The 25946-nt window shown below is 50.7% G+C and carries 30 protein-coding genes and 1 pseudogene; 22 read left to right on the forward strand and 9 right to left on the reverse strand.

From position 1 onward, the window contains the following. The first annotated feature begins 3 nt into the window (after positions 1–3). From NDK47_RS02150 to NDK47_RS02180, 7 genes are all read left to right on the forward strand, one after another. Positions 4–1269, forward strand: a complete 1266-nt coding sequence (locus NDK47_RS02150; RefSeq protein WP_251873249.1) for an efflux RND transporter periplasmic adaptor subunit — start codon at positions 4–6, stop codon at positions 1267–1269. Between the two features lie 2 nt (positions 1270–1271). After that, entirely contained in the window at positions 1272–1718 is a 447-nt protein-coding gene (locus NDK47_RS02155) for a hypothetical protein (protein ID WP_251873250.1), read from the forward strand. A 15-nt stretch (positions 1719–1733) separates the two neighbouring features. Then, positions 1734–2414, forward strand: a complete 681-nt coding sequence (locus NDK47_RS02160; RefSeq protein ID WP_251873251.1) for a response regulator transcription factor — start codon at positions 1734–1736, stop codon at positions 2412–2414. Further along, positions 2411–3832: a sensor histidine kinase gene (locus NDK47_RS02165; protein WP_251873253.1), complete on the forward strand. Its 1422-nt coding sequence runs from the start codon at positions 2411–2413 to the stop codon at positions 3830–3832. The genes NDK47_RS02160 and NDK47_RS02165 overlap by 4 nt, the downstream gene beginning before the upstream one ends. A gap of 255 nt (positions 3833–4087) precedes the next feature. Beyond that, positions 4088–4486 carry an IS200/IS605 family transposase gene (tnpA, locus tag NDK47_RS02170; RefSeq protein ID WP_251873254.1) on the forward strand — a complete coding sequence of 133 codons (399 nt, stop codon included), beginning with the start codon at positions 4088–4090 and terminating at the stop codon, positions 4484–4486. A gap of 4 nt (positions 4487–4490) precedes the next feature. Then, on the forward strand, positions 4491–5546 hold the full coding sequence (locus tag NDK47_RS02175) for an RNA-guided endonuclease InsQ/TnpB family protein (protein WP_251873256.1): 1056 nt from the start codon (positions 4491–4493) through the stop codon (positions 5544–5546). A gap of 153 nt (positions 5547–5699) precedes the next feature. After that, the gene (locus NDK47_RS02180) at positions 5700–5960 is read left to right on the forward strand and encodes a YusU family protein (protein WP_251873257.1); all 261 of its coding nucleotides are present in this window, start codon (positions 5700–5702) and stop codon (positions 5958–5960) included. A 57-nt stretch (positions 5961–6017) separates the two neighbouring features. Here NDK47_RS02180 and NDK47_RS02185 read toward each other — a convergent pair whose 3' ends face one another. Continuing rightward, a complete protein-coding gene (locus tag NDK47_RS02185) occupies positions 6018–7400 on the reverse strand; it encodes an aminotransferase-like domain-containing protein (protein ID WP_251873259.1) in 1383 nt (460 codons plus the stop codon). A gap of 160 nt (positions 7401–7560) precedes the next feature. On the opposite strand from NDK47_RS02185, the gene NDK47_RS02190 reads away from it, so the two are divergent. From NDK47_RS02190 to NDK47_RS02200, 3 genes are all read left to right on the forward strand, one after another. After that, positions 7561–8481 (forward strand): DMT family transporter, encoded by a 921-nt coding sequence (locus tag NDK47_RS02190; protein ID WP_251873261.1) that lies wholly within the window; start codon positions 7561–7563, stop codon positions 8479–8481. Between the two features lie 130 nt (positions 8482–8611). After that, positions 8612–10336 (forward strand): ABC transporter ATP-binding protein, encoded by a 1725-nt coding sequence (locus tag NDK47_RS02195; protein ID WP_251873263.1) that lies wholly within the window; start codon positions 8612–8614, stop codon positions 10334–10336. Positions 10337–10496: 160 nt separating this feature from the next. Next, a complete protein-coding gene (locus NDK47_RS02200; RefSeq protein WP_251873265.1) occupies positions 10497–11474 on the forward strand; it encodes a quinone oxidoreductase family protein in 978 nt (325 codons plus the stop codon). A 90-nt stretch (positions 11475–11564) separates the two neighbouring features. Here the strand turns inward: NDK47_RS02200 and NDK47_RS02205 are convergent, their stop codons facing one another. Further along, the gene (locus NDK47_RS02205; protein WP_251873266.1) at positions 11565–11933 is read right to left on the reverse strand and encodes a group I truncated hemoglobin; all 369 of its coding nucleotides are present in this window, start codon (positions 11931–11933) and stop codon (positions 11565–11567) included. A gap of 127 nt (positions 11934–12060) precedes the next feature. On the opposite strand from NDK47_RS02205, the gene NDK47_RS02210 reads away from it, so the two are divergent. From NDK47_RS02210 to NDK47_RS02220, 3 genes and pseudogenes are all read left to right on the forward strand, one after another. Next, a complete protein-coding gene (locus NDK47_RS02210; RefSeq protein WP_251875917.1) occupies positions 12061–12363 on the forward strand; it encodes an ArsR/SmtB family transcription factor in 303 nt (100 codons plus the stop codon). A 202-nt stretch (positions 12364–12565) separates the two neighbouring features. Beyond that, positions 12566–13633 carry an LLM class flavin-dependent oxidoreductase gene (locus NDK47_RS02215; protein WP_251873268.1) on the forward strand — a complete coding sequence of 356 codons (1068 nt, stop codon included), beginning with the start codon at positions 12566–12568 and terminating at the stop codon, positions 13631–13633. 62 nt (positions 13634–13695) lie between these two features. Next, positions 13696–14814 (forward strand): annotated as a pseudogene (locus NDK47_RS02220) (NADH-dependent flavin oxidoreductase); the annotation flags it as partial. A 29-nt stretch (positions 14815–14843) separates the two neighbouring features. On the opposite strand, the gene NDK47_RS02225 reads toward NDK47_RS02220, so the two are convergent. Next, positions 14844–16229, reverse strand: coding sequence for an aminotransferase-like domain-containing protein (locus NDK47_RS02225; protein ID WP_251873270.1), 1386 nt, complete (start codon positions 16227–16229; stop codon positions 14844–14846). A 124-nt stretch (positions 16230–16353) separates the two neighbouring features. Between NDK47_RS02225 and NDK47_RS02230 the strand changes: the two genes are divergently transcribed. From NDK47_RS02230 to NDK47_RS02265, 8 genes are all read left to right on the forward strand, one after another. After that, entirely contained in the window at positions 16354–17295 is a 942-nt protein-coding gene (locus NDK47_RS02230) for a DMT family transporter (protein ID WP_251873272.1), read from the forward strand. Between the two features lie 234 nt (positions 17296–17529). Then, positions 17530–17817 carry a HesB/YadR/YfhF family protein gene (locus tag NDK47_RS02235; protein ID WP_251873273.1) on the forward strand — a complete coding sequence of 96 codons (288 nt, stop codon included), beginning with the start codon at positions 17530–17532 and terminating at the stop codon, positions 17815–17817. 169 nt (positions 17818–17986) lie between these two features. Next, positions 17987–18544: an NADPH-dependent FMN reductase gene (locus NDK47_RS02240; protein WP_251873275.1), complete on the forward strand. Its 558-nt coding sequence runs from the start codon at positions 17987–17989 to the stop codon at positions 18542–18544. A gap of 351 nt (positions 18545–18895) precedes the next feature. After that, positions 18896–19849 (forward strand): ABC transporter permease, encoded by a 954-nt coding sequence (locus NDK47_RS02245; RefSeq protein WP_251873277.1) that lies wholly within the window; start codon positions 18896–18898, stop codon positions 19847–19849. Then, positions 19839–20789: an iron chelate uptake ABC transporter family permease subunit gene (locus tag NDK47_RS02250; RefSeq protein WP_305883362.1), complete on the forward strand. Its 951-nt coding sequence runs from the start codon at positions 19839–19841 to the stop codon at positions 20787–20789. The genes NDK47_RS02245 and NDK47_RS02250 overlap by 11 nt, the downstream gene beginning before the upstream one ends. Continuing rightward, a complete protein-coding gene (locus tag NDK47_RS02255; protein WP_251873278.1) occupies positions 20783–21541 on the forward strand; it encodes an iron ABC transporter ATP-binding protein in 759 nt (252 codons plus the stop codon). The genes NDK47_RS02250 and NDK47_RS02255 overlap by 7 nt, the downstream gene beginning before the upstream one ends. A 143-nt stretch (positions 21542–21684) precedes the next feature. Beyond that, on the forward strand, positions 21685–22677 hold the full coding sequence (locus tag NDK47_RS02260; RefSeq protein ID WP_251873279.1) for a siderophore ABC transporter substrate-binding protein: 993 nt from the start codon (positions 21685–21687) through the stop codon (positions 22675–22677). Between the two features lie 147 nt (positions 22678–22824). After that, the gene (locus NDK47_RS02265) at positions 22825–23424 is read left to right on the forward strand and encodes an Hsp20/alpha crystallin family protein (protein ID WP_251873280.1); all 600 of its coding nucleotides are present in this window, start codon (positions 22825–22827) and stop codon (positions 23422–23424) included. Positions 23425–23506: 82 nt separating this feature from the next. Here NDK47_RS02265 and NDK47_RS02270 read toward each other — a convergent pair whose 3' ends face one another. The 6 genes from NDK47_RS02270 to NDK47_RS02295 are packed head-to-tail and all read right to left on the reverse strand — an operon-like array spanning position 23507 to position 25505. Further along, positions 23507–23713: a spore germination protein gene (locus NDK47_RS02270; protein ID WP_251875921.1), complete on the reverse strand. Its 207-nt coding sequence runs from the start codon at positions 23711–23713 to the stop codon at positions 23507–23509. Between the two features lie 56 nt (positions 23714–23769). Next, a complete protein-coding gene (locus NDK47_RS02275; protein WP_251873281.1) occupies positions 23770–24159 on the reverse strand; it encodes a spore germination protein GerPE in 390 nt (129 codons plus the stop codon). A 23-nt stretch (positions 24160–24182) separates the two neighbouring features. Then, entirely contained in the window at positions 24183–24380 is a 198-nt protein-coding gene (locus tag NDK47_RS02280) for a spore gernimation protein GerPD (protein ID WP_251873282.1), read from the reverse strand. After that, complete coding sequence (gene gerPC, locus NDK47_RS02285; RefSeq protein ID WP_251873283.1) at positions 24377–24994, reverse strand: spore germination protein GerPC; 618 nt, start codon at positions 24992–24994, stop codon at positions 24377–24379. The genes NDK47_RS02280 and gerPC overlap by 4 nt, the downstream gene beginning before the upstream one ends. Before the next feature lie 45 nt (positions 24995–25039). Next, positions 25040–25255 carry a spore germination protein GerPB gene (locus NDK47_RS02290; protein ID WP_251873285.1) on the reverse strand — a complete coding sequence of 72 codons (216 nt, stop codon included), beginning with the start codon at positions 25253–25255 and terminating at the stop codon, positions 25040–25042. Between the two features lie 13 nt (positions 25256–25268). Next, complete coding sequence (locus NDK47_RS02295) at positions 25269–25505, reverse strand: spore germination protein (RefSeq protein WP_322112081.1); 237 nt, start codon at positions 25503–25505, stop codon at positions 25269–25271. A gap of 168 nt (positions 25506–25673) precedes the next feature. On the opposite strand from NDK47_RS02295, the gene NDK47_RS02300 reads away from it, so the two are divergent. Further along, positions 25674–25898 carry a hypothetical protein gene (locus NDK47_RS02300; RefSeq protein ID WP_251875923.1) on the forward strand — a complete coding sequence of 75 codons (225 nt, stop codon included), beginning with the start codon at positions 25674–25676 and terminating at the stop codon, positions 25896–25898. The last annotated feature ends 48 nt before the right edge of the window (positions 25899–25946 follow it).

The following is a 25946-nucleotide window of genomic DNA, read 5'->3' on the forward strand; positions in this document are numbered from 1 at the left end:
CGGATGAAAATGAATAGGTTGATCGGTGTGAGTGCCACTCTGCTGGTATCGCTGGGGCTCGCGCTCGGCGGGTGCAGCTCGCAGGACGGGGAGAAAGGTGTGTCTCAAGTGGAGACGCATCCGACCCCTTCCGCTCGGCTGGTAACCGTCTATGAGGCGAAAGAAGAGGCGGTTTCACAAAAGCAGACGTTTATCGGCACTATCACGGCTGATGCAGAGGGAACGGTGGTTCCGAAGGCAGCGGGGACGCTTGCGAAGCTCTACGTGAAAAAAGGGGATGCCGTGACCCAGGGTCAGGTGATCGGAGAGGTGGACCGCACGCAGAAAGAGCTGGAGCTGCGGGAGGCGGAGACGAAGCTGGCCGAAGCTAAAGCGAGACTGGCCCAGGCCAAGACCGTAGAGGCAGCGGACGGAAATGCTGTCTCAGCATCTGCGTTATCCGCCCAATCGCTGGAAAATGCCAGGGTAAGCTATGAGCGTGTGAAAAAGCTGGTGGAAGCAGGGGCTTTGCCCCGATCTCAACTGGATGCGGCAGAAGCGGACTGGATTCGGGCGCAAAGCAATGATCGGGCGGCACAGATCGCGGATGCCAGGGATCAGGCGGGCATCACGGTCTCCTCAGCAGCCGTAGAAGGAGCGCAGGTGGCTTGGGAAAAGGCGAAAAAAGCGCTAAGCGAGACGCAAATCCAGGCGACCATGACGGGAACGGTGAACAACCTGTTTGCCGCTGAGGGAGATGTCGTCTCCACGCAGGCCGCCATAGCAGAAATCATTTCTCTCGATCATGTCGTAATTGCGGTGCAGGTGGCAGAGGACTATCTGGCTGATTTTGCGCAGGGGGGCAGCGTGCAGATCTCCGTCCCGGCCCTGGGACTGGAGACGGAAGGAAGGGTCAGCTTTGTCGGAATGACCGCGACGGGGCAGAGCAAGCTGTATCCGGTAGAAATCCGGATGTCCAATCCCGGACATGCACTTCGGCCGGGGATGCGTGCCGACGTGACGGTGGCGCGAAAAAAAGCAGAGAAGGGCATCGTCGTGCCGAGTGAGGCTGTTCTGAATGAAGACGGAATGAACTACGTGTTTCTGGTCAGAGGGGAGCGAGCGTTCAAGCAGGAAGTGACTGTAATTGACAACACGAGCACGACCAGCTTTGTACAGATTGGCACAGGAATCGCCCCGGGAGATCTTGTCGCAGTATCCGGGCAAGCAGATTTGAACGATAACGACCTTGTCACTGTGGAAAATCCACCGGGAAGAAAAGGAGAATGAACATGTACGCTGGGTTGTATTTTACGCATATCATCGGTTTGTCTGTCTGGTTTGGCGCATTGATTGTCCTTTTGCTTTTGCTCCGCAGCGCCAGATTGGCAGGGGAGCAGCAGAAGCTGGCGGCCGTTTTGTCCAAAGGAAGGGTGTGGACGATTTTTCAAGCGGCGGCCGTGGCTGTGCTTGGGTCCGGTATCGGGCTGATCGTTATCGCAGGGATGATTGGCAAAAGCAAACCTCTCTGGCTGAAGCTGATGGAAGAGGGAGGCGGCATGGTTGCGCTGCTGTTCGTGATTCTAGTAACATGGTTGACACGTAGCATGCGCCATGCGTTGAAACAGGAAAATGAAACGCGTTTTACCCAGATCATGAAAAGATTCTCCGCAGTGGCCTCGGCATTTGTTGTGGCGATTGCTGCGGTTGTTCTCGTTGTCAGCCTCAGATTGACGTAGACGGAGGGAAATCGTATGAAGACCACCATTCTGGTCGCGGATGACGACCCGCATGTTCGGGAGCTGGTCCGCTATTATTTGACTCGTGAAGGCTACCAGATGATCGAAGCACCTGATGGGGCGGCTGCCTCAGACATCCTGCAGCGGGAGCAAATCCAACTGGCCGTGGTCGACGTGATGATGCCGGGAAAAAACGGCTGGGAGTTATGCCGGGAGATCCGGGAAAACTTCGACATTCCGGTCATCCTGCTGACAGCAAAGGGAGAGGTGTGGGACAAGGAAAAAGGGTTTCTGGCCGGGACGGATGATTATCTGACCAAGCCGTTTGAACCGCAAGAGCTGCTCTATCGGATCAGAGCCTTGCTTCGACGCTACAAGATGGTCAGCAAGCAAGTGATCGTGATGAATGGGACGGTGATTGACCGCATCAGTCACGTTGTAAAAGTGGGAGACGAGACGATTCACCTTCCCCTGAAGGAGTTTGAGTTGCTGGCCCAACTGGCCAGCTTTCCCGGCCGCACTTTCACCAGGGCAGAGCTGCTGGAGCTGATCTGGGGAGACGATTACGAAGGCGAGAGCCGGACGATCGATGTGCATATCAAACGGCTGCGGGAAAAATTTGCCGAGAAAACGGACGACTTTGTCATTTCGACCATTCGCGGCTTGGGCTACAAGCTGGAGGTGCGTTCATCGTGAAATCGCTGTATGTCCGGCTTGTCCTCACGTATATTGCGATTCTGATGGTCAGCGGGACATTGGGCTTCCTGTTTGCCAACGGGTATTACCAGAAGAATTTGCGGGCGTATAACGACGAGAAAATAACCCGGATCAGCGAGGAGATCGTCGGGCTCTACGAGCAGAACAGCTCCCAGGATCTGCAAAACTATCTCACGCATATTGCCAACATGAATTTTCAGCTCTACCTGGTAGATGAGCAAGGGAGGGGGACGCTATTTGGTGCCCCTTTCCGGGAACAAAAGATCGATCCGGCGATCGTTAAACGAGTCCTCTCCGGTGGTATCTACCGGGGAATCCTGGAGGAACAGCATGGCTTGTTTGTCACCGGCTTTTTCGAGAATACGCTGAAAAACAGCATCGGGCTGCCGATCACATCAGACGGCAAGACCTACGCGCTGTTCGTTCGCCCCGATACAGAGCAGCAGTTCGGGGAAGTGCATATCTTATTTGCGATCCTGCTGGCGGCGATGTTCTTCCTCAGCATCTTTTTTATCCTCGTCTTTACCCGGTACCTGGTCCGACCGATCAAACGGCTGACGAAGGCAACCAAGCAGTTGGCTGAGGGGAATTACGACATCCGGCTCGATATTGCCAGGAAGGATGAGATCGGCGTCCTTGCGGCTAACTTTGCACAAATGACCGAGTCGCTGAAGCAACTGGAGGAGATGAGACAGGAATTCGTCTCCAATGTCTCGCATGAGATTCAGTCGCCGCTGACGTCGATTCAGGGATTCTCCCAGGCGATCCGCACCGGTGAAGTCCCCGAGAAGCAGCAGGAAGCGTACCTGGCGATTATTGAACAGGAGAGCAGGCGACTGTCGTCACTGAGCAAACAGCTGCTGACATTGGCTTCTTTGGAAAAAGAGGCGAATCTCTATGACCCCGCCTGGTACCGTCTGGACGAACAGATTCGTCAGGTGCTGCTGATGCTGGAGAAGCAGTGGCGGGAAAAGGATCTCGAGATCGATCTGGAGTTGCCCGAGACGATGATTCACGCTGATAAACAACTGTTTAATCAAGTCTGGATCAATCTGATTGCAAACAGTATCAAGTTTACGGAACAGGGCGGATCGTTATTTATCGGGATTCGCTATGACCGGGAGATTACCGTCACGGTCAAGGACACGGGTGTGGGTATATCGGAAGAGGAGCTGCAGCATATTTTCGACCGTTTTTACAAGGGAGACAAATCCCGCAATCGTACCAGCACCGGAAGCGGGCTGGGGCTGTCGATCGTCAAAAAAATCGTGCAGCTCTCTGGAGGCAGTCTGCAGGTGGACAGCAAACCGGGAGAAGGGACTGTCTTTACCATAAAGCTGCCGCAGGAATTTGTGAAGCAATCCGAACCAACAAAAAGGGAGAAGGGACAGCGGTGAGCCCCGTCTCCTTTTTGGCTTTGTGCAAAGCATGCGGTCTGAGCAGGAAATAAGCGCGGGTTTGCGAATACAAAATGAATGGCTTGTTACAGTAATTGCCGACTGAAAGCTCACGGTTTTAATCGTGGGATGAAAGACGGCTTTGCCTGAACATCCCTTCATGGGACGGGCAGGGCAAACACATAGCACATGTGCGAGTACTTTTCTTTATTATTCATCGTTGCAGTTTGTTATTTATACTAATACAATGATTATATGGAACAAGAATATAGACGTACAGCTACTACAGTATCTCTCATCAACTATCATTTTGTTTTCTGCCCTCGTTATCGAAGAAAAGTATTCGTGGAACAGGTGGAAATTCGATTCAAGGAACTACTTGAAAAAATATGTCAAGAGAATGGCTGGCATATTGTAGCAATGGAAGTTATGCCAGATCATGTCCATCTGTTCCTGAACGGTCTTCCCTCCGATTCCCCATCAGACATTATGGCAAAAGTGAAAGGGGTGACCTCTCGAATATTGAGGCAGGAGTTCAAGCATCTTGCTCATTTGCCGAGTCTGTGGACACGCTCTTTTTTCGTAAGTACAGCAGGAAACGTATCAAGCGAAACAGTAAAGCGTTATGTGGAAGAACAAAAGAAAAGGGGGTGAACATATGCAAGCTTTAACCGTTAAAATTCGCATATTTCCTGATCAACCAGATATTCTTCGTCATGTAGGAAAGGAATATATTCGTGTAGTCAATCAGCTAACAGAACAAGCGGAACAACTTGGTGGGTTTCCAAAAACAACCACTAAAAATGTAGAAACCATTCTACCATCAGCCGTCTGTAATCAAGCTATACGTGATGCCAAGAGTGTATACCGAAAAATCAAGAAGTTGGGTACTCGCCCTATTCTGAAAAAACCTGTTTATTTCGTCAACAATCAAAACTACACGGTATCCGAAAATATAGTTGCTTTCCCTATCGTTGTAGAGGGAAAGACGAAGAAAACAGCGTTTCGTGCTACGATGACCAGCCGAGATAGGGAACTGTTAAGCAAAGGAAAATCTGGATTAATGCGTATCATGGAAAAGTCAGGGAAATGGTACGCTCAAATTTCGGTAGAAGTGCCTACAAGCGTAACAAACAACGAAAACATCATGGGTATTGATCTTGGTTTGAAAGTTCCTGCTGTTGCTGTAACTTCTACAGGGAAAACCCGATTCTTTGGAAACGGCAGACAGAACAAGTACATACGAAGAAAGTACCAACAACGTAGACGTAAATTAGGGAAACTCAAAAAGTTGTCTGCCGTTCGCAAGCTAGGCAACAAAGAACAACGATGGATGAAAGATCAAAACCATAAGATCAGCCGACAGATTGTCAATACAGCCATTCAGGAAGGCGTGTCGGTCATTAAGCTTGAACGATTAGGGAATATTCGCAAGACGGCAAGAACAAGCCGTAAACACGCAAAGAATCTGCACAGTTGGACTTTCTATCAGCTTCAGCAGTTCATCTCCTACAAAGCAAATTTAGTTGGCATAAGGGTTGTGGAAGTCAATCCTGCCTACACTTCTCAATGCTGTCCTGCCTGTGGTAAGAAGAACAAAGCGAGAGACAGAAGGTACAAGTGTTCATGCGGATTCAAAGCTCATCGCGATCGGGTTGGAGCCATCAATATCATGCGTCAACCTGTGACAGATGGTAACAGTCTGTCAGCCTAAGATGCTATAGGCACTGTCTTAGGACGGGCTGATGAGACAGCCCTGAACCTGGGGGAACTACGGATAGCAGAAATGCACTTCCGACTACCACCCAGGAATCCCACTGGTACCGAAGGTGTCAGCTTGCCCCTTTAGGGGTGGGAGTCTCAAGGCGTGAACGATAAAAAAGATGCTCTCGTTCCCGAGCTGGATGATTTGCTGTACAAGTTTACCGAGCTGTTGACGGGAGAAGCGACTCCCGAGCGTGTGGAAATGGTAAAGGTCTGGTGCCTGTACGCACATATGAGCAAAGTGATGCCGCCGCTGATTCAGCATTGGGGCAGTGAGCCCGAGCATGCGGACGCAAAGAATCAGATCAGGGACATCATCGAACAAATCAAGCAGTGGAACCAGACCAAAAATCAAAAGCATTAAGTCATGCGAGCAGGCTGTCTTTTCTGGGCGGCCTGCTTTTGCTTTTTTTACTCACCGTTACAACCACGCAGTGGAAAGCTGGCTGGGTGAATCTCTCTTGCCGAGAAGAAAACGAATGCAACGGCCGATCTCCTTCACGCCCTGTTCAATCTGGTGTTCGCTCACTTGGGAGATGCTGAGGCGGATCATATCGTCTCGCTGGAATTCGGGCAGGAACATCCGCCGCGCATCATCCACATAGATATTTTTCTGCTGAAGCAGCTCCGCCAGCCGCCTGGCTTTGACATGCCCGGGGAGAAAGATCGTGGAATAAAAGCCGGAGGCAGGCTGGGTATAGACAACATCGGGCGGCAGATGCTGTTCACAGGCTGCGAGAAGCAGTTGCATTTTTTTGTGGTAAAGGACTTTGATCCGTTTGAGATGACCTTGCAGCATTCCGCTTTTGATATAGATTTCCAAGGCCCCTTGGGAAAGCGCGGAGGTCATGAAATCGGTGCTGAATTTATAGCGCAAAAAGGTGTTTGTCATAATCGTGGGCAGCACGGTCACAGCCACTCGTAAACCGGGCAGCATGATTTTGGAGAAGCTTTTGAGATAAATGACTCTGCCGTCAGGATCGTAGGAGAACAGGGGGTCACTCTTCGGATTGGGGTCCAGCTCACCTAAAAAATCATCCTCCACGATGTAGACATCGTATTTTTGCGCCAAGCGCACGATCCTTTTTTTCTCCTCGTTGGTATAGCTGTGGCCCAGCGGATTGTGAAACCGCGGCACGGTGTAAAAAAATTTGATCTCTTGATGGCGAAAAAAGAATTCCAGACGGTCGAAATCCAGCCCATCCATGGTCAGGTCGATGCCAAAAGTGGTGACGTTCTGGAGCTGGGCCGACTCGATCATTCCAAAATAGGTGGGCTGCTCTACGAGAATATTTCGTTTGCCGTTGGGAAAAGGCATAGGGATCAGTATATGCAGCGCTTGCTGGACTCCTGAAGTGACAAACACCCTCTCCGGGGGAGAAAATACCTGGAGGTTTTGCAAATACCGGCTGACCTGAAGTCGCAGAGGCTGTATGCCGGCCAGATCGGTATAGTGAAACAGCTCGTCTTTGTACATGTCAATCGCTTGGTTGATGCAATGCTGAAACTCCAGGTACGGCATGACCTCGTGATCGGGACCGGCCGATAAAAAATCAATGATGGCGCTGGTGATCCCGTCCGGGTGCGGACGCAGGCGATTGACGACATAATGGCCGCTTCTGGGCACAGAGTAGATCACATGCTCTTTTTCCAGCTCATGATACGCCTGGATAATGGTATTTTTACTACAAGCATACCGCTCCGACAACTCGCGTACGGAGGGCAGCTTTTTACCGGGACCAAGCGTTCCGTTCTCCACCTGCTTCTTGATCTCGCTCATAATGATCGCGTACTTTGTTGCCACGGCGCACGTCCCCCTCTCCAAGTCTGTACCCGTACAGATGAGGAAAAGCGTTATTTCGTTCACGCCTTTCCCTGTTTACTATTGTAAATATTCGGATCGTTACTTTCAAAGGAATGTCTCCATCATTTTTTGGGGTACAAAGAGTCAGGGGTGGATATCGATGAAGGAAGCGGTAGAAGGAAAACGGGAAAGGCTCGGGCTGATGCTCGGATTTATAGGCGTGCTGTGTTTCAGCCTGACACTTCCCACTACGAGTATTGCGGTTGCTTATTTTGGCCCTACTATGGTCGGGCTGGGCAGGGGGGTAATCGCGTCCGTCCTTGTCGCCATCGTCCTTTTGATCAGGAGAGAAAAACGGCCTACGGCCAAACAATTTAAGGGGCTTGCCATCGTTGCGCTGGGCGCGGTATTGGGATTTCCTTTGCTGACCTCCTGGGCGATGCAGAGCTTGCCCGCATCGCATGGAGCGGTGGTACTTGCGCTCTTGCCTTTGGCGACGGCCGGGTTTGCCACTTTGCGGGCAGGGGAGTTTCCTTCCGTCAGGTTTTGGCTGGCCAGCCTTGCGGGATGTTCCGCGATCCTGGTGTATGCCTTCTACCTTGGATTTGGTCAACTGAAAGGGGCTGATTTCGCGCTGCTGGCGGCTGTGATTATCGTGGCCTTTAGCTACGCCGAGGGCGGAAGACTGGCCCGAGACTTGGGCGGCTGGCAAGTTATTGCCTGGGCTTTGGTGATCGCGGCTCCATTTTTTATCATTCCAGTCTTGATGTTCGTCACCGAAGAGATGCTCTACGCGCCTCTGCACGCCTGGATCAGCTTTCTCTATCTGGCGGTGGTCAGTCAGTTTCTCGCTTTTGTAGCCTGGTACAATGGGCTTGCCATGGGGGGAATTGCGAGGGTCAGTCAAGTTCAATACCTGCAACCGTTTCTGATGATCCTGTTTTCCGCATGGCTGCTAGATGAATCGATATCGCTTTTTACACTGGGGACTTCTGTCTTCGTCGTCCTCTCCGTAATCATCGGAAAGCAAACCTCGGTGCGAGTGGTTCCGACCAAAGAGCCATACACGTCCCAGAAGTAGCCTGATTGCCGATTTACAGAAAAAACAGATCCCAACTGTTTGCGCCCGCCTTCTTCCATTTTCAAAATTTGGAATTGCTGGTATGATAACAATTATCATCTAGCTTTGGAGTGGGAAGGAGTGAGCGCAAATGGTTCGTCGTTTTTTTTCCTATTACAGTCCCTATAAAGGACTTTTTTTATTGGACTTCTCCTGCGCGGTCATCGCGGGCCTCTTGGAGCTTGGCTTTCCCCTGGCAGTAAACCAGTTTGTCGACAAGCTGCTGCCGGGCAAGGACTGGTCGCTGATCTTGCTGGCGTGCCTGGGACTTCTGGCCATTTATGCATTGAATACCGTACTTCAGTATATCGTCACCTACTGGGGACATATGCTTGGGGTTAACATCGAGACGGATATGCGCAAAAAGCTGTTTGAGCATTTGCAAAAGCTGTCATTCCGTTTTTTTGACAACAACAAAAAGGGTCATTTGATCGGACGGATTACCAATGACCTAAACGAGATCGGAGAAATTGCCCACCATGGACCGGAAGATCTGTTCATCGCCGTGATGACGCTGGTCGGTTCCTTTGCCCTGATGGCCTATTTGCATCTGGAGCTGGCGATTTTGACGTTTATCGTCGTTCCGTTTATGGCTTGGCTGGCACTCTTTTTCAGTAAAAAAATGACCACGACGTACCGCCGTCTGTTTGGCGATGTGGGCGATTTCAATGCCAGAGTGGAGGACAATGTCAGCGGTATTCGCGTGGTGCAAGCCTTCGCCAATGAAGAGTACGAAAAAGAGCTGTTCGCGGTGAATAACCAGCGGTTTCGCCAGACCAAGCTGCTGGCCTACAAAATCATGGCCAAGAGCTTGTCGATCAGCTACATGATGATGCGGCTGATCTCGCTCTTTGTGATGATCTGCGGGACCTGGTTTGTCATCCGCAACGAGCTGACGTACGGCGAATTTGTCGGCTTTCTGCTGTTAACCAATGTCTTTTTCCGCCCGGTTGAGAAAATCAATGCGGTGATCGAAAGCTATCCAAAAGGGATCGCCGGTTTCAAACGCTATCTGGAAATTCTCGACACGGAGCCGGATGTGGCTGATTCTCCCGGTGCCATCGAGGCTACAGGGCTGAGAGGCGATATCCGTTATCAAGGGGTGACGTTTGGATATGAGGAGGGAAGGAGCATCCTGCGCAATCTGGACCTCTCGATTCGCGCCGGGGAGACGGTTGCTTTTGTAGGGCCATCGGGTGCGGGAAAAACGACGATTTGCAGCTTGCTTCCCCGCTTTTATGATGTGAATGAAGGCAGCATCACGATTGACGGGATCGATATTCGGCAGATGACGCTGGCCTCGCTGCGCAGGCAAATCGGAATCGTCCAGCAGGATGTGTTTTTGTTCTCGGGGACGATTCGGGAAAATATCGCATACGGCAAGCTGGATGCGGACTTGGAAGAGATTTGGGAAGCGGCGCGACGGGCACGGCTGGACGATGTGATCCGGAACCTTCCGGAGGGAATGGACACCGTGATCGGAGAGCGTGGCGTAAAGCTTTCCGGCGGACAGAAACAGCGTCTGGCGATTGCCCGGATGTTTTTGAAAAATCCTCCGATTTTGATTCTGGACGAGGCTACCTCGGCGCTGGATACGGAAACGGAGCTGGCGATCCAGCAGTCGCTGGCCGAGCTGTCCCAGGGCCGTACGACGCTGGTGGTAGCGCATCGCCTGACCACGATCAAAAATGCCGACCGCATCGTTGTGGTCAACGAGGACGGTGTGGCCGAGCAAGGAAGGCATCAGGAGCTGATTGCCGCGGGCGGGATTTACCACCGGCTGCATCAGGCGCAGTTTGGCGCGGTCTATCAATAGAGGTGTCTGCCAATAGAGGCTGTTCGCCAATAAAAGCTGTTTGCCAATAAAACCTGGTGACGATAAGAGCTGCCAACCAATAAGCGCAAGCGGGACAGCAGGAAAAAAGCGCCTGGACAAGGAAAAAGTCATACAAACCATAATGACAGGGGGAGGCACAATGAAAGCAATCCTCGTTACGGCTTTTGGGGGAACAGAAGGGATGATCTATACAGACGTGGAAATGCCCGAGATTCACCCCAAACAAGTGTTGATTCGCGTGGAGAAAACCAGCGTCAATTTTGCCGACATCAAATCGCGTTATGGAAAAAAGGGCGGGGGGGCGCTCCCGTTTATTCCCGGCCTGGATGCCACAGGCGTCATCGTCGAGGTGGGCGCACAAGTCAAGTCACTGCAAGCAGGCCAGCGGGTCATCGCATTTCCGCACAATGGCTCCTATGCGGAGTACATCGCCGCCGATGAAAATCTGACCTTTGTCCTGCCAGATGAAATTGACTTTGATACGGCAGCAGCGTGTCCGATTGTTTCCTTTACCTCCTACAAGCTGCTGGCAGACATCGCCGCGCTGGAAAAAGGAGAGACGGTACTGATCCATGCGGCTGCGGGCGGGATTGGCACGACTGCCATTCAGTTGGCCAAGCTGCTGGGAGCAGGCAAGGTGATTGGGACAGTCGGCCGCCAAAGCAAGGCCAAAATCGCGCTGGAGGCTGGCGCCGATCATGTCATCTGCACGGACACGGAAGATTTCGCGCAGAAGGTACAGGAGCTGACCGGGGGAACGGGAGCCGATGTGATTCTGGATTCAATCTCCGGGTGGGTGTCGGAAAAGAGCATGGAATGCCTTGCCTCCTATGGCCGCCTGGTTCACTTTGGCAATGCCAGCGGCGAAGTGGGGAACATCCGGACGATTGATCTGCATGCCAGCTGCCGTTCGGTGCGGGGATTCAGCCTGGGAACGACCCGCAGCAAACGGCCGGAGCTTTTACAGGATACGGCGGAGAAAGTCTTGCCGTATTTGGCGGACGGGCGGCTCGCGATTAAAATCGGCCGTCGTTTTCCGCTGGCGGAAGCAGCACAGGCCCATGATTGGGTAGAGAGCCGGCAGAGTACGGGGAAAGTCCTGCTGGAGGTACGGTAATCCAAAAAACCGATTGTTTGTGAGGACAGTGACTCCCGCAGCGGAAGCACAGCTCACGAAACAATCGGTTTTTTTCATTTGCTCATGGGCTCACTTGTACAGGATATCGTCTCGCAAGGTGGCGATTTTGCTCAAGGCTTGCTCCACATCCGCTTGCTCTACCCCAAAATGGGTCAAGGCGTCACGCAGATGCTTCACGATGGCATCGAAGTGGACGGGCTGCAGATTCATGCCCGCATGCACTTTGGCCATCGCGCCCCCTGAGTACTGATTCGGGCCCCCGAGAGCATAGCTGATAAATTTCGTCTGGTGCTGGCGCTGTTTTGCCATATCGGTATGGGCGAAAAAATGGTTGACCGTCTCATCAGCCAAGACCAGGTCGTAAAAGTAGTCGACGACCTTGGCGATGGCTTCCTCGCCCCCGAGCTTTTCATAAAGTCCTGACGCTGAAGCAGCCATATGAATACCTCCGCAGTTTTCCAAAATCAAAGCGATAAGAGAAGTATCCCCGAAACAGCGAGTGAATATGAAGGCAAGGCAAGCTGCCTACATTGACATATCGGGAATTGGCGATATAATAAGTCCCATGGATCCCCTTCTTATTTTTAAAGCGTTATCCAATGAAACCCGTTTGCAAATCCTTGAATGGTTAAAGGACCCGGAGAAACACTTCCCCCCGCAAGAAGGAGGAGATTGTCGAAAGATCGGGGTGTGTGTAAGCCACATCCACGAGAAGGCTGGCTTATCGCAATCGACTGTTTCCCAGTACCTGTTAACGCTGCAGCGAGCGGGATTGCTGGAAGTATACCGATATGGCCAATGGACCTATTACAAGCGAAATGAGCAAACCTTGAAGGAGCTTTCCCGCTTCATCGGGGAAGAGCTGTAGCTGGCTTGAAAGAGCGGATCACAAGGAATTCGCCGGCCTCCATACAGGCATAGCTATACATGGAAGTAGGCTGCCGTATTTGCCAGGCAGTGCACCCAGCCATGTATACGTGTTTTATCTACATCTAGAATTCTAGATATTCATATATGTGTATGTTGGAGATGTGGGGAGACTACCTGTACAAAGAGAAAGGATGAGCACGATGACAGAACAAAACGATACCATTCGTTCCGAACGGGAGCCCAACCAGCAGAAAAAGCTGAGTGAGATTCCCCTTTCCATTCTGGATTTGGTGCCGGTGCTGGAAGGCGGGACCCCGGCGGATTCATTCCGAAACACGCTGGACCTCGCCCGGCATGCGGAAAAATGGGGCTACAACCGGTATTGGCTGGCCGAACACCACAATATGCCGGGAATCGCCAGTTCAGCTACTTCGGTCGTGATGGGGTATGTGGCGGCGGGGACGTCTACGATCCGTGTCGGTTCGGGTGGCATTATGCTGCCCAACCACTCCCCGCTGGTCATTGCCGAGCAGTTTGGCACACTGGAATCCCTTTACCCCGGGAGGATTGACCTCGGGCTAGGCCGGGCACCGGGTACGGACCAACTGACGGCACGCGCGCTGCGCCGTGAAAACAAAAACGGCGGCGAGGATTTTCCGGAGCTGTTGACAGAGCTACGCCAATACCTGCAACCGCCTGAGGATGAGCCTGGTCGGCCGCGTGTGCGGGCCACTCCGGGTGAGGGGCTGAATATCCCGATCTGGCTGCTCGGCTCCAGTCTGTTCAACGCCCAGCTTGCCGGACTATTGGGACTTCCGTTTGCCTTTGCCGGTCAGTTTTCGCCTGATCATATCGAGTCTGCGATCCGTTTGTACCGCAGTGTCTTCCGTCCGTCTGAAGTGCTGGAGGAGCCATACGTGATGATCGGGATTAACGTCATCGCAGCCGAGACTGACGAAGAAGCGAAGCGGCTGTCGACTTCGCAGCAGCAGAGCTTTCTCAGTCTGGTGAGGGGCAAACCGCAAAAATTGCAGCCGCCGGTGGAGTCACTGGAAGGGCTATGGGCAGATTATGAGAGGGCCAGTGTCGAAGCACAGCTCCGGGCTACGATTATGGGCGGTCCGGCGACTGTAAAGGAAAAGCTTCAGGCATTTGTCGATGCGACCCAGGCTGATGAGCTGATTATCAACGGGGTCGTCTATGACCATCAGGCGCGTCTGCGGTCCTTTGAGGTGATTGCCGAAATAGCCAAATCAGTCAAAGCCTGAGCAAAGGGACAAACCGGGAACCATGCGAAAAAAGAGAGAAGATAGAGGAGTGTGCACTGGAGATGAACGAAAAATATCAACCGCTTTTTGAACCTTTTACATTCCGAAACGGGGTTACGATGAAAAACCGCATCGTGATGGCACCGTTGACGAATTACTCTTCCCACGAGGACGGTACTGTGTCTGATGCCGAGATTCGCTACTACTCCCGGAGAACGACGGGTGTAGGGATGGCGATCTCTGCTTGCATCTACGTTACAGAAAATGGAAAAGGATTCCCCGGCGAATTTTCTGGTACCCGCGATGAGATGATTCCGAGTATGCGTCGGGTCGCTGCCGCGATGAAGGAACATGGAGCGAAAGCCGTGCTGCAGATTTTTCATGCCGGCCGCATGGCACCGCCCGAACTGGTGCCAAATGGCGATGTCGTCAGTGCGAGTGCAGTCTCCGATGATATGACAAAGGGTGTGGTGCCCCGCGCTTTGACCGAGGAAGAGATTCTGGCCATCATCCGCGGGTACGGAGAAACAACCCGGCGTGCCATTGAAGCTGGGTTTGACGGCGTCGAAATCCACGGTGCCAACTTTTATCTGCTCCAGCAGTTTTTTTCGGCCCATACCAATCGACGGACGGATCGCTGGGGCGGTTCTCTGGAAAAAAGACTGACGTTTCCCCTGGCGGTTGTCGATGAGGTCAAAAGAGTCGTCGCCCAGCATGCCGATTGCCCTTTTCTCGTCGGCTACCGTTTTTCCCCGGAAGAGCCGTTCGCAGACGGGATCACGATGGAGGACACGTTTGCGCTCGTCGACGCGCTGGCTGACCGCGAGCTGGATTACCTCCACGTCTCTCTGCAGGACTTCTGGTCGAAGGCAAGAAGGGGCGGAGACCCGGAGCGGACGCGTATCGAGCAAATAAAAGAGCGCATCGGCGATCGTACAGCATTGATTGGCGTCGGCTCGATCTACACGGCTGATCATGCGCTGGCGGCGATTCAGACGGGCGTTCCGCTGATTGCCCTGGGACGCGGTATCATCATCGAACCGGAATGGGTCGAAAAAGTACAGAACGGCGAGGAACAGAAGATCGCTACCACCGTCAACGCTGATGCGCAGGAGCGGCTGGAGATTCCCGGTCCGCTGTGGGAGCGGATCATGACGGTAGAAGGCTGGTTTCCCGTCGAAAAAAAATACGGCCGTCAAATAATCGGCCGTCAACTCATACCGTACGAAATCCGCAATCCTGACCGCTCTAGAGAATCGCCAATGGCGTCAGCAAGCTTGGCAATCCCTGTCTCGATATCCGTTTCTTTGACGTTGGACACGTTCAATTTGAGGAGGTTTCTTTTCGGGAAGTGCTTCAAGTAATGCTTCTCTATCGGTTCAAGCAGCACCCCGTCCTTTTTCAGCCGGGTGATAATCGGGGAGAGGGAGATGCGCTCGTTTAGCATGATATGGGTATGAATCATCGGTTGTTTAACTTCACAGGCAGAGACGATGCCTGGAAATCGATGTCCGAAATGCTGCTGAATCGAAGCTGCCAAAAGTCTGGACCTTTTGGCATAACAGGAACGAATCTTGTGTCGGTGTCGTTCAAACATCCCGCTTTTGATGTAGATTTCCAGCGCGGCCTGCGAGAACATTGAGGTGTCAATGTCCATTAATCGCTTGTACTGGGTAAATGCCCGCGACAGCTCCTCCGGGATCACAGCCACCCCTACCCGCAGACCGGGAAGCAGGATCTTGGCATAGCTTTTCAGGTAAATAACGCGGGCGGATTGATCGTACGCAAACAAGGGGTCCGCCTTGCTGTCTTCCTCAAAGTCGGCCATATGGTCATCCTCCACAATATACACGTCGTATTTGCGAGCTAGCTCAAGCAGGGCTAGCTTTTCTTGTTTGGTATACGAAGTTCCCAGGGGGGAGTGGAAACGCGGCATCGTATAGAAGAATTTGACATTCTCACAGCGGAAAATGCGCTCCAGCTCATCCCAGTCGATCCCTCTGGCCGTGCGTTCGATCCCGATGGCCGGAATCTGATGCGTCTCCAGATATTCAATCAACAAATGATAGCTGGGCTGTTCGATGACCACCTTTGTCTTCTGGTTGGGAAAGGGGATCGCGGCGAGTATGGCCAAAGCCTGCTGAACACCAGAAGTGATAAAGATACGGGAAGGCTGTGTAAACACCTGATAGTCACGAAATTGTTTTTGGATCACCTGTATCAAAGAGGGGAGGCCCTGCGGCGTGCCATAAATAAAGAGATCGTTTCGGTAGGTGTCAATCGCTTTGTTGATGCAGTGCTGGAAATCGAGATAAGGAAAAATATCCGGATCAGGTGAAGAAGCAGCAAAATTGATGACACCGGATGGCTTGAGTGAGGGAGCATAAGCGCTCTTCACAACATAATACCCGCTTTTGGGCACCGAGTAGATCATGTGGCGGTGTTCCAGTTCAGCCAATGCGCGGATGATCGTGCTGTTGCTGCACGCATACCGGTCCGCGAGTGTACGAATCGAAGGGAGCTTTTCCCCGTCTTTCCATTGGCCGCTCTCGATCAGTGATTCCAGCTCGTTGAGGAGCAGCAGATATCGATGCATGTCCTCCTCCTCCCTCCATCTGTACCGATACAGATGAGTATTTTTTACATTGTAGCACATGCCTTTGCCGGTTACGATGAAGCCAAGATCGCATCTTGGCAAAGATGTGGGACAGGAGGATTCTATGGACAACAACTCGATTCAAAAAGCATATCTGGCGGCTATTATCAACGCGCTGATCGTGGGGCTGTCTTTTCTTTTCGTCAAAGTGGCGCTGACGAGCAGCAGCCCGCTGGATACCTTGGCCCATCGCTTCACCTTTTCCTTTTTAGCAGCGTCCGTACCGCTTTTATTCGGCTGGATTCGGCTGAACACGACGCTACGTGATATGGTGTCATTTCTTCCGGTGGCGCTGTTTTATCCAGTCCTTTTCTTTTCCTTGCAAGCTTTTGGCCTGGTCTACACATCCTCGTCAGAGGCAGGGATTATCCAGGCGACGGTGCCCATCTTTACCATGATCCTGGCCGCTTACTTTCTGAAGGAGCAAACCAGCCGGGCGCAAAAGGTCTTCACGATGCTGTCGGTTGCAGGGGTGATTTACATTTTTGCTTCCAAAGGAGTCGACCTGAAATCGGCAAATATGACGGGGACGGCTCTGATCTTTTTATCCGCTCTTTCGCTGGCGGGGTACAACGTGCTGGCCAGGAAAGTAGTGAGAAGGTTTCACTTTCTCGATGTCACCTATGTGATGACAGTCTTTGGCTTTCTCTTTTTTAATGGAATGTCGGTCGTCCAGCATATCTCGGCGGGGACGCTCACGACGTTTTTCCAGCCGTTGACGCAGCCTTCCTTTTTGATCAGCGTACTGTATCTGGGGATTTTATCTTCGCTTGTCACCTCTTTTTTGTCTAATTATGCCCTGTCTAAAATAGAGGCCTCCAAGATGAGTGTATTCAATCAGATTTCTACCTTGGTTACGATCATCGCGGGGGTGATCTGGCTGCAAGAGGAACTGAAAATGTTTCACTTGGTCGGAGGAGCCTTGATTGTAATCGGAGTGGTTGGCAGCAATTTTTACGGGGCAAAAAAGGCACAGGTACCAAAAGAACAGCCGTTGGATTCTTGATTCGAAAAATGTTTCCCTTTTTTTGTAATGTTTTGAAACAAAATGATTGAATTAGTTTTGTTAGTTCCTTATACTACAGGTAGAGCATACTTTGATTCAGGCTGTTTCTCCCGATAGCAGGTAGGTTTCCCTCGGGTACGTCCACTTGTCTCCCCAGGTATCTTCTGTCGGAGAAGCAGCCCTCTTCTTCCCATCTACAACTTGGTTGGTCTTTGCCGAAGGGGGCGTTTTTTCATGAAAATAACTGTCACACCATCTGCACTTGCTTGGTTTCAGGAGGAGTGCGGCTTCCAGTCTGGAGACTTTGTCCGTTTTTATGCCCGCTACGGCGGAAGCAGCACCATCCAGGATTCGTACTCCATGGGCTTCACCCGGGAAGTGCCGGACAACATGGGGATCTCCACGGTGGCTGAAGGCATTACCTTTTACATCGTCGAAGATGAAATCTGGTATCTGGACGGGAAAGACATGACGGTCGACTACCACAAAGAGCAGGATGAAATTGTATACGCCTTTGATTAAGCATGCCTGGTGCAGGTTGGATGCACGGATTTGAACAAAGGACCCATCGTGAAGGACTCATCGTGACTGGACCCGCCAGGAGGATGGGTCTTTTTCAGACCGTTACATAAGTGTGCCTCAGGTGATCAAAGAGTAGCGTTGACCGCCAAAAAGAAAGGGGAAACGAACCATGACCCGTATTTTGTTGATTTCCGGAAGTTTGGCGAGGCCAGCCCATACCGCTGCCTTGATCGAAGACATTGCCCACAGGCTTGAGAGCAAAGGATGCAAGACAGACGTCTGGGACTTGCGGGAGCGTCCCTTGCCCTTTGCAGACCCTGTTTACCATCATGAACCGGAGGCTTACCCCGATAAAGCCGCACAGGCATTGATCCAATTGGCGAAGCAAGCAGACGCTTTTGTGATTGGATCGCCGAATTACCACAATTCGTACTCGGGCGTGCTGAAAAATGCGCTTGATATTCTCGATATGAACATGTTCCGGGACAAACCTGTCGGGCTCGTGGGCAATGGCGGAGGGATTCGGAGTACACAACCGATTGACCATTTGCGGATCGTCGTGCGAGGGCTGCTGGGCGTGGCGATTCCGACGCAAGTAGCTTCCTGCAAAAGCGACTATAGCAGAGAAGGGGATCAGTACAAGGTTGCGGCAGAGGATTTGAAAAAGAGACTGGATGTATTTACCGACCAGTTGATTACGTATACGGTCAAACTGAAATCAAACTGAAATAGACACGTCAGAGCTGCCAAAAGGGCGGCTCTTTTTTTGTACTTTCGGAAAAATTAATTTCGCTAACGCGTAAACTCCTGTTGGGCTTGGCGATAAGCCAAGTTTTTCTCATGCAACGAAGGCTTCGTAGAAAACGTGGTTCCGTCAGAAAGCTTGGCAGAGCCCGTTATCATAGGGTTAGGCGAGGCGGCCGAGCGAGATTGGGAGCACATTTGCAATTGAGAATCTAAATCATTCTCATTGACGTACTGTAAAATGGTGGCTATAATACTCCTTGGGAAGTAATTGATAATGAATATCATTATTGCATAGATGGAATGAATTCAGATCTTCACAAAGGAAAGAGCCATGAAAAAAAGATATTTGTTTCTCGCCCTGCTTCTATTTTCATTTGCGTCCGTCTTTATCGGCGTCAAGGATATATCGCCCCTGGACCTTTTTCACTTGAGAGCTGATCAGGTGGAAATCCTGCTGGCAAGCCGTTTTCCTCGCTTGATCAGCATTATTATTGCCGGCATGGGCATGAGCATTTGCGGACTGATCATGCAGCAGCTCAGCCGAAATAAATTTGTCTCTCCTACGACGGCGGGGACGCTGGATTCGGCCCGGTTGGGGATTTTGATCTCGCTGATGGTGTTTACTACCGCAAGTCCGCTCGTCAAGATGCTGGTCTCCTTTGTCTTCGCCCTGCTGGGAACCCTGGTGTTCATGAAGATTCTGGAGAAGATCAAGTACAAGGATACGATCTTCATTCCGCTGGTCGGGTTGATGTTTGGCAATATCATCAGCTCGCTGGCTACCTTTATCGCATACAAGTACGATCTCATCCAAAATATGTCGGCATGGCTGCAGGGCGATTTTTCGATGATCATGAAAGGGCGCTACGAGCTGCTGTATATCAGCATTCCGCTGCTTTTCATCGCGTATCTGTATGCCAACAAGTTCACAATCGCCGGCATGGGTGAGGATTTTTCCAAAAACCTGGGACTGAACTACAAGCAGATTCTTTATATCGGGTTGATTCTGGTGGCACTCGTGACTTCAGCCGTGGTGCTGACAGTCGGAACGATTCCCTTTTTGGGTCTGATTATCCCGAATATTGTAAGCATCTACCGAGGGGACAATTTGCGCAGCAGTCTGCCGCACACGGCCTTGCTCGGTGCTGTCTTCGTCCTGTTTTGCGACATTCTGGGGCGAGTCGTTATCTACCCGTATGAACTCTCCATCAGCTTGACCGTTGGCGTGATCGGGAGTGGGATTTTTGCTTACTTGCTGATGAGGAGAAAGGCATATGGCTTATAAGACAAAAACAGGAATACTGGCGGTGGCTGCGCTCTGCCTGGTGGCTGTGTTCATGACGATCAAGGCGGGCGGCAATTGGGATTACATCCTGCCGAAGCGGGGGATGAAAGTCCTGGCGATTATCCTGACGGGAAGCGCCATTGCCTATGCGACGCTGGTGTTTCAGACGATCGCCAATAACCGTATCCTGACACCGAGCATCATGGGGCTGGACTCGCTGTACATGATGATTCAAACCTTTGTGATCTTTGTCTTCGGCTCGAAAACCCGTCCGGTAATGGACAGCAATCTGAACTTTCTTTTGTGCGTCGGGCTGATGGTGCTGTTTTCAGCGATTCTCTACAAAGTTCTGTTTAAGCGGGATCAGCAAAATATCTACTATCTCCTGCTCATCGGGATTATTTTCGGGACGTTGTTTCAGAGCTTGGCCACATTCTGGCAGGTGTTGATTGACCCCAACGAATTTCAGATCGTCCAGGACAAAATGTTTGCCAGCTTCAACAACATCAATACCAAGCTGCTTGGCATAGCCGGCGTTCTGATGGTGCTCGTATTTGCCTACTTCTGGCGGTTTAACAAATATCTCGACGTCCTGTCGCTGGGGCGGGAGCAGGCGATTAACCTGGGTGTTGATTATGATTACGTCGTCAAACGACTGTTGATCGGCGTGGCGATCCTGATCTCCATCGCGACTGCACTGGTCGGGCCGATCACCTTCCTGGGACTTTTGGTCGTCAATGTTACCTATGAGTTCATGAAAACCTATCGGCACTCCTACCTGATACCGGCTTCCATGCTGATCAGCGTCATCGCGCTCGTCGGGGGACAGTTGGTCGTCGAGCGAGTCTTCACCTTCTCGACGACGCTGAGTGTGATCATCAATTTTGTCGGCGGCATCTACTTTATCTATCTACTGTTGAAGGAGAGCAAATCATGGTAGAGGTAAAACATGTTTCCAAAACGTACGGTCCCAAAAAAGTGGTCGAGGATGTTTCTGTCACCATTCCCAAAGGCAAGATAACTTCTTTCATCGGCCCGAACGGAGCTGGAAAAAGCACGCTGCTGTCCATGATCAGCCGTCTGATCGGCAAAGATGAAGGAGAGATTTATATCGACGGCCTCGAGGTCAGCCGATGCAAAAGCGGCGACCTGGCCAAGAAGATCTCAATTCTCAAGCAGGCCAATCATGTCAATCTGCGGCTGACCGTCAGGGAGCTGGTCGCCTTTGGGCGCTTTCCCTACTCACAGGGGAGGCTGACCGACTTAGATGAGAAGCATATCAACAAAGCCATCCACTATATGGAGCTGGAGGGCATGCAGGATAAGTACCTGGACCAACTGAGCGGCGGCCAAAAACAGCGGGCCTTTATCGCGATGGTGATCGCTCAGGATACGGAGTACATCCTCCTGGATGAACCGCTGAACAACCTGGACATGAAGCATTCCGTGCAGATCATGAAGATTCTCCGCAGGCTTGTGGATGAATGGGGCAAAACGGTGGTCATCGTGATCCATGATATCAACTTCGCATCTTGCTATTCCGACCACATCGTGGCTTTGAAGGATGGGAAAATCGTCAAGGTGGGTACGACAGATGAGATGATCACGCCGCCTGTTTTGAAAGAGGTCTACGATATGGACATTCCGGTCCAAAGCATTGACGAGAACAAGATTTGCATTTACTTTTCCTGACAGCAAATGAGGTTGTGGCATCGATTCGATGGTTTTCTGGAAGAGGAGGGGCCGCCTCTCCACACTCTGCAAAGGCAGCCCGATTGCTCACTTTCAGACAATCGTCGATGCAAATAAAAAAATTCTCTTATAGAGGTGACGACATGAAGAAGTTTGCTTTATTTCTCATGATTGCCGTACTGGCCGTTTTCGCTGCAGCATGCGGCTCTGCCGGTTCTAACGCGACAGGGGGTTCAACTGGTGCCTCAGCGCAGCCGCCCGCACAGGGAGCGGAAACGCCCGCACCGGAAGCGCAGACAGAAGAACTGACGATCAAGCACGAGCTGGGAGAGACAAAGGTTAAGAAAAACCCGCAAAAAGTAGTGGTATTTGACTTCGGTACCCTCGACACGCTGGATAAACTGGGAGTTGAAGTAGCTGCATTGCCCAAGACCAGCATTCCGAAATACCTGGAAAAGTACAAAGATGAGAAGTATGCCAACGTCGGCAGCCTGAAAGAGCCTGATTTTGAAAAAATCAATGAGATCAAACCGGATTTGATCATTATTTCCGGCCGTCAGTCCACCATGTACGATGAATTCACGAAGATTGCTCCGACCATTTATCAGGGTGTAGACACCAAGCGTTATATGGAGTCCTTTACGGAAAATGCAAAAACCATCGGACAAATCTTTGGCAAGGAGTCGGCAGTCGATGAGGCTCTGGCCAAGGTGAACGAAGAAATTAAACAGTTGCACGACAAAGCGACAGCCAGCGGCAAAAATGCATTGATCATCCTGGCTAACGATGGCAAAATAAGTGCGTATGGACCGAACTCCCGCTTCGGGATCATCCACGACGTGTTCGGTGTTGCTCCTGTAGACAAAAACATCGAAGTATCCACCCACGGTCAAAGCATTTCCTTTGAGTACATCGTGGAAAAGGACCCTGACTACCTGTTCGTTGTCGATCGCAGCGCGGCAATCGGCGGGCAATCCTCCGCGAAGTCTGTGGTTGAAAACGAACTCGTAGCCAAGACCAAGGCATCAAAAGAAGGACATATCGTCTACCTCGACCCTGACTTCTGGTATCTCTCCGGCGGAGGCCTCATTTCCGTCGAAGCAATGGTGAAGGAGATCGCGGCGGGATTACAATAAAGAAAGCAGGGGCCTTCCAGGTGAAGGCCTCTTTTTTGGGGGAACAAGCCCGATTGGCTGTGTAACCGAACCGGGGCATTTGTACATATACTGTGTCAGAACTTCTCCAGCCCGCGATCCATCTCTTCTGGTGAAAGGAGTGATTTCGTGAAGCATTTGGAAGATGCGATGAAAAATCTGCAAAAACTGACCCAGTCATTAGGCCACTTCCACAGCGACTATGCCGAGCCTCTCAAATCGATCGGAAATATTCAAGAAATATTTAATGAGGATTTTTGGGAGAAAATGGTCCAAATGACCAACACGATCGGAAAAAACGTACAGAGCGAACAAGTAGAGTATGAGGAGGTTGTGTCGGAAAACGATTCGGAAAGGGAGCCGCAGGAACGGCAAGAGGATCTCTTTGATGATCTGTACGTCCCCTATGTTGATGTGTATGAAACGAATAATAAGGTGATCGTTGCCTGTGAAGCACCGGGGCTGGAGAGAAACAGCATGGAAATCTCGCTCGCAAATGGCCGGGAGCTGCTTATAAAGGGCCAGATCGCGAAGTCCCGGTATGCTACCTACGTCGTAAAAAAAGAGAGGTACTTTGGGGCCTTTCAACGAAAAATCACGCTTCCGCACAGCGTCACAACCGAAGGACTCAAATCCCAGTACGTCAACGGAATATTGGAATTTCATTTTTTTAAAAAAGCGAGAAAATCAGCGTCCCGAGAGAAGGTTACGATTCATTTTGGGTACTAGATGAAAAAACAGGTAGACAGCGTGTTGCACAGCTCGCTGTCTACCTGTTTTTTCATACCGCTGTTCATGAACAGACTGCTTTCTACAGATTCCCGATTTGTACCTGATCGGCCAGATGGGGCTCAAGCGTATTGATCGAGCTGGCTCCAACCACCGCGTTTACAATATTTCCCGTATTCGAACTCCCTGCACCTAGGAATGACTTGGAGGTACTTTTCGGAGACAGATTTAGTGTATCGCCAAAATTGATAGTCCCTGAATTACTGTTAATATTCAATGCTCCAATCACGCACGGCAAGGAATCTCCCTCCTCACATGATTACGAAAAACCAGCCTGTACATGACTCACCGCAATCTTGATTCATCCTTATATCTCAGTAGATGTCGGATATTCTTCGCACGTGCTTCCGAACGAATAAGATTGGTTGAACCGAGGTGTACGATCGCAGAGGCGGCGACGTTGTTAATGGAGATATCCTTTACGCGAATAAACGGTGATTGATTGACCGTCATCATTTCCATCTGTTCATTCACGATCGGTTGAGGTATTTCCTCGCAGAACATGGAATAATCACGAAAATTCAGCTCATCATCAAAAAAAATCGGTTGTTCGCGTTGGAGTGCAAGCACGTGTGATCGCGGCGTCAGCTTTTCCGTGTCACCGATTTCCGCAACACAACTGGGGCCGAGAGAAAGAATATCGATACGTTGTACATATGAAATTCTTTTTTGCAAGGGACAACCACCTTTGTAAAGGACTAGACAAGGGGAATCAATCGAACAGGTGGGGCAACTCCCAATGAGACACCTACAATCAGCTCTTCGGGCGGTCCTTCAAAGAACATGGATAAGGACACACAATTCGTATCGCCGACAAAAACAGTGGAGGCGCCAGCCAGATTGGTAATCTGTATTGATTTCACGGAGACATCACCGTTGATCATTTTATAGTTCATGCGTTTTCCTGCCCTTTGGGAAGATTTTTTACAAATGCCTCCAATGTATGGTCGATATCTTTTTTTACTTTTTTCACGATCGCTTCTTCCGTTGCTGCTGCTTGGTCGGCATCCAGATGCTCTGTACCTAGCCGCCCGACGTAATGCAGTATGCGTTGATCGATCTGTTTTCGAATATCATCCAGAATAAACTGACGATACGATTCGTCCAATGGGTAGTGATATTGATATTCATAACATTCCAGTATTTGAGGGGCCTCGCATGTCAAATAATGATCAATTTTCTCACGAATACTTGTGGCCAGAGGAGAGTTTTGCTTGACCATGGTCGGCACATTCATGGTTTGGTTCACATCCATTTCCCCGATGGAGGAATCAGCTCCGCCGGGGGTCAGCCCGATATTTAATGTTCCTTCCAATTTTTCTATCTTCAGCAGGTCAAATTTGTATTCATTTCTGATCACAGGCGGCGGTGTCTGTTTTTCCTTCATCTGATGGAGGTCTTGCTGCAGTTGTTGGATCAACTGGTTCATTTTTTCGATTTTTTCGCATTGTGCTTGTAGGTAACCATGCAGTTGTTGGAAATACTGCATGAAATCCGAACGCATGTACATCAGTCTGTCACCTTCTTCACTTCACAGGCAGCTTATTGCCAATGATCATCTTGGTCCTACAAGAGGTACAAAGAATCGTGGTCGCTCACTAGTTGGTTGTGGTCCGGCAGGTGGGGCTGGTTCTGTAAAACCTCCTGTATTGAAAAAAATGGATAAAGGCTTTATGATACCGGCACTGCCAATCTGACAGACAGAGGAATTGGAAATGCTATCAATTTTCAAGTTATGGATTACGATTGTTTGATTGATAAAAAAATTCATTAGCATCCCTCCCTTAACTCAGCAAATCATTCTGCATATATATGCCTTGATCGACAACCGAAGACTCATACACATTCAATGCAGTATTTGAATTGTCTATTTTCAAATTGGTACCTGAGTTGAAAGATCCCCCACCCGCGAACGTTTTTTCGGATATTCGCGGCGAGATGATCCTTACATCGCCAATATTAAATATGCCTCGGTCTACGCTGACTACATTGACAACACCAACGATGGCAGGCATCCGCATTACACCCTTTTCAGGCTTCCTTTTCAGTATTGTATGTGACAATTGACTAGGTGTTCATTCTGATTTCTCAGTACCCGGGCAAACACCTAACCTGAAAGTGATGCATAAACTAATGATCATGTTATCGAAATAGGCGATGTCTGGGCAGGGAGGTGTGCAGTTGTGAAAATGACCGTTACCAATCACAAGCTACAGGTAGGGTCGATTCAGGTAAATGATGTTTTTCGGGCGTCACTGATCTTGATCGGAGATACAGATGTCATGACATGTTCGATGGTATTCGATACGCCAGCGGATTCTCTGATATTTAGTCCGGAAATCCCCATCGTTCCCGTCAAACGGGGGTGTGCAGCGCGGAGATGCCGGATTGGAGAGCCTGATCCCCGTGAATGATTTTGGCAGAACCGCCAGGGATTTTGGCTGGCCATAAAATTTCGGCAA

Origin of the sequence: Brevibacillus ruminantium, from assembly GCF_023746555.1 — a bacterium.
Taxonomy (GTDB): domain Bacteria; phylum Bacillota; class Bacilli; order Brevibacillales; family Brevibacillaceae; genus Brevibacillus; species Brevibacillus ruminantium.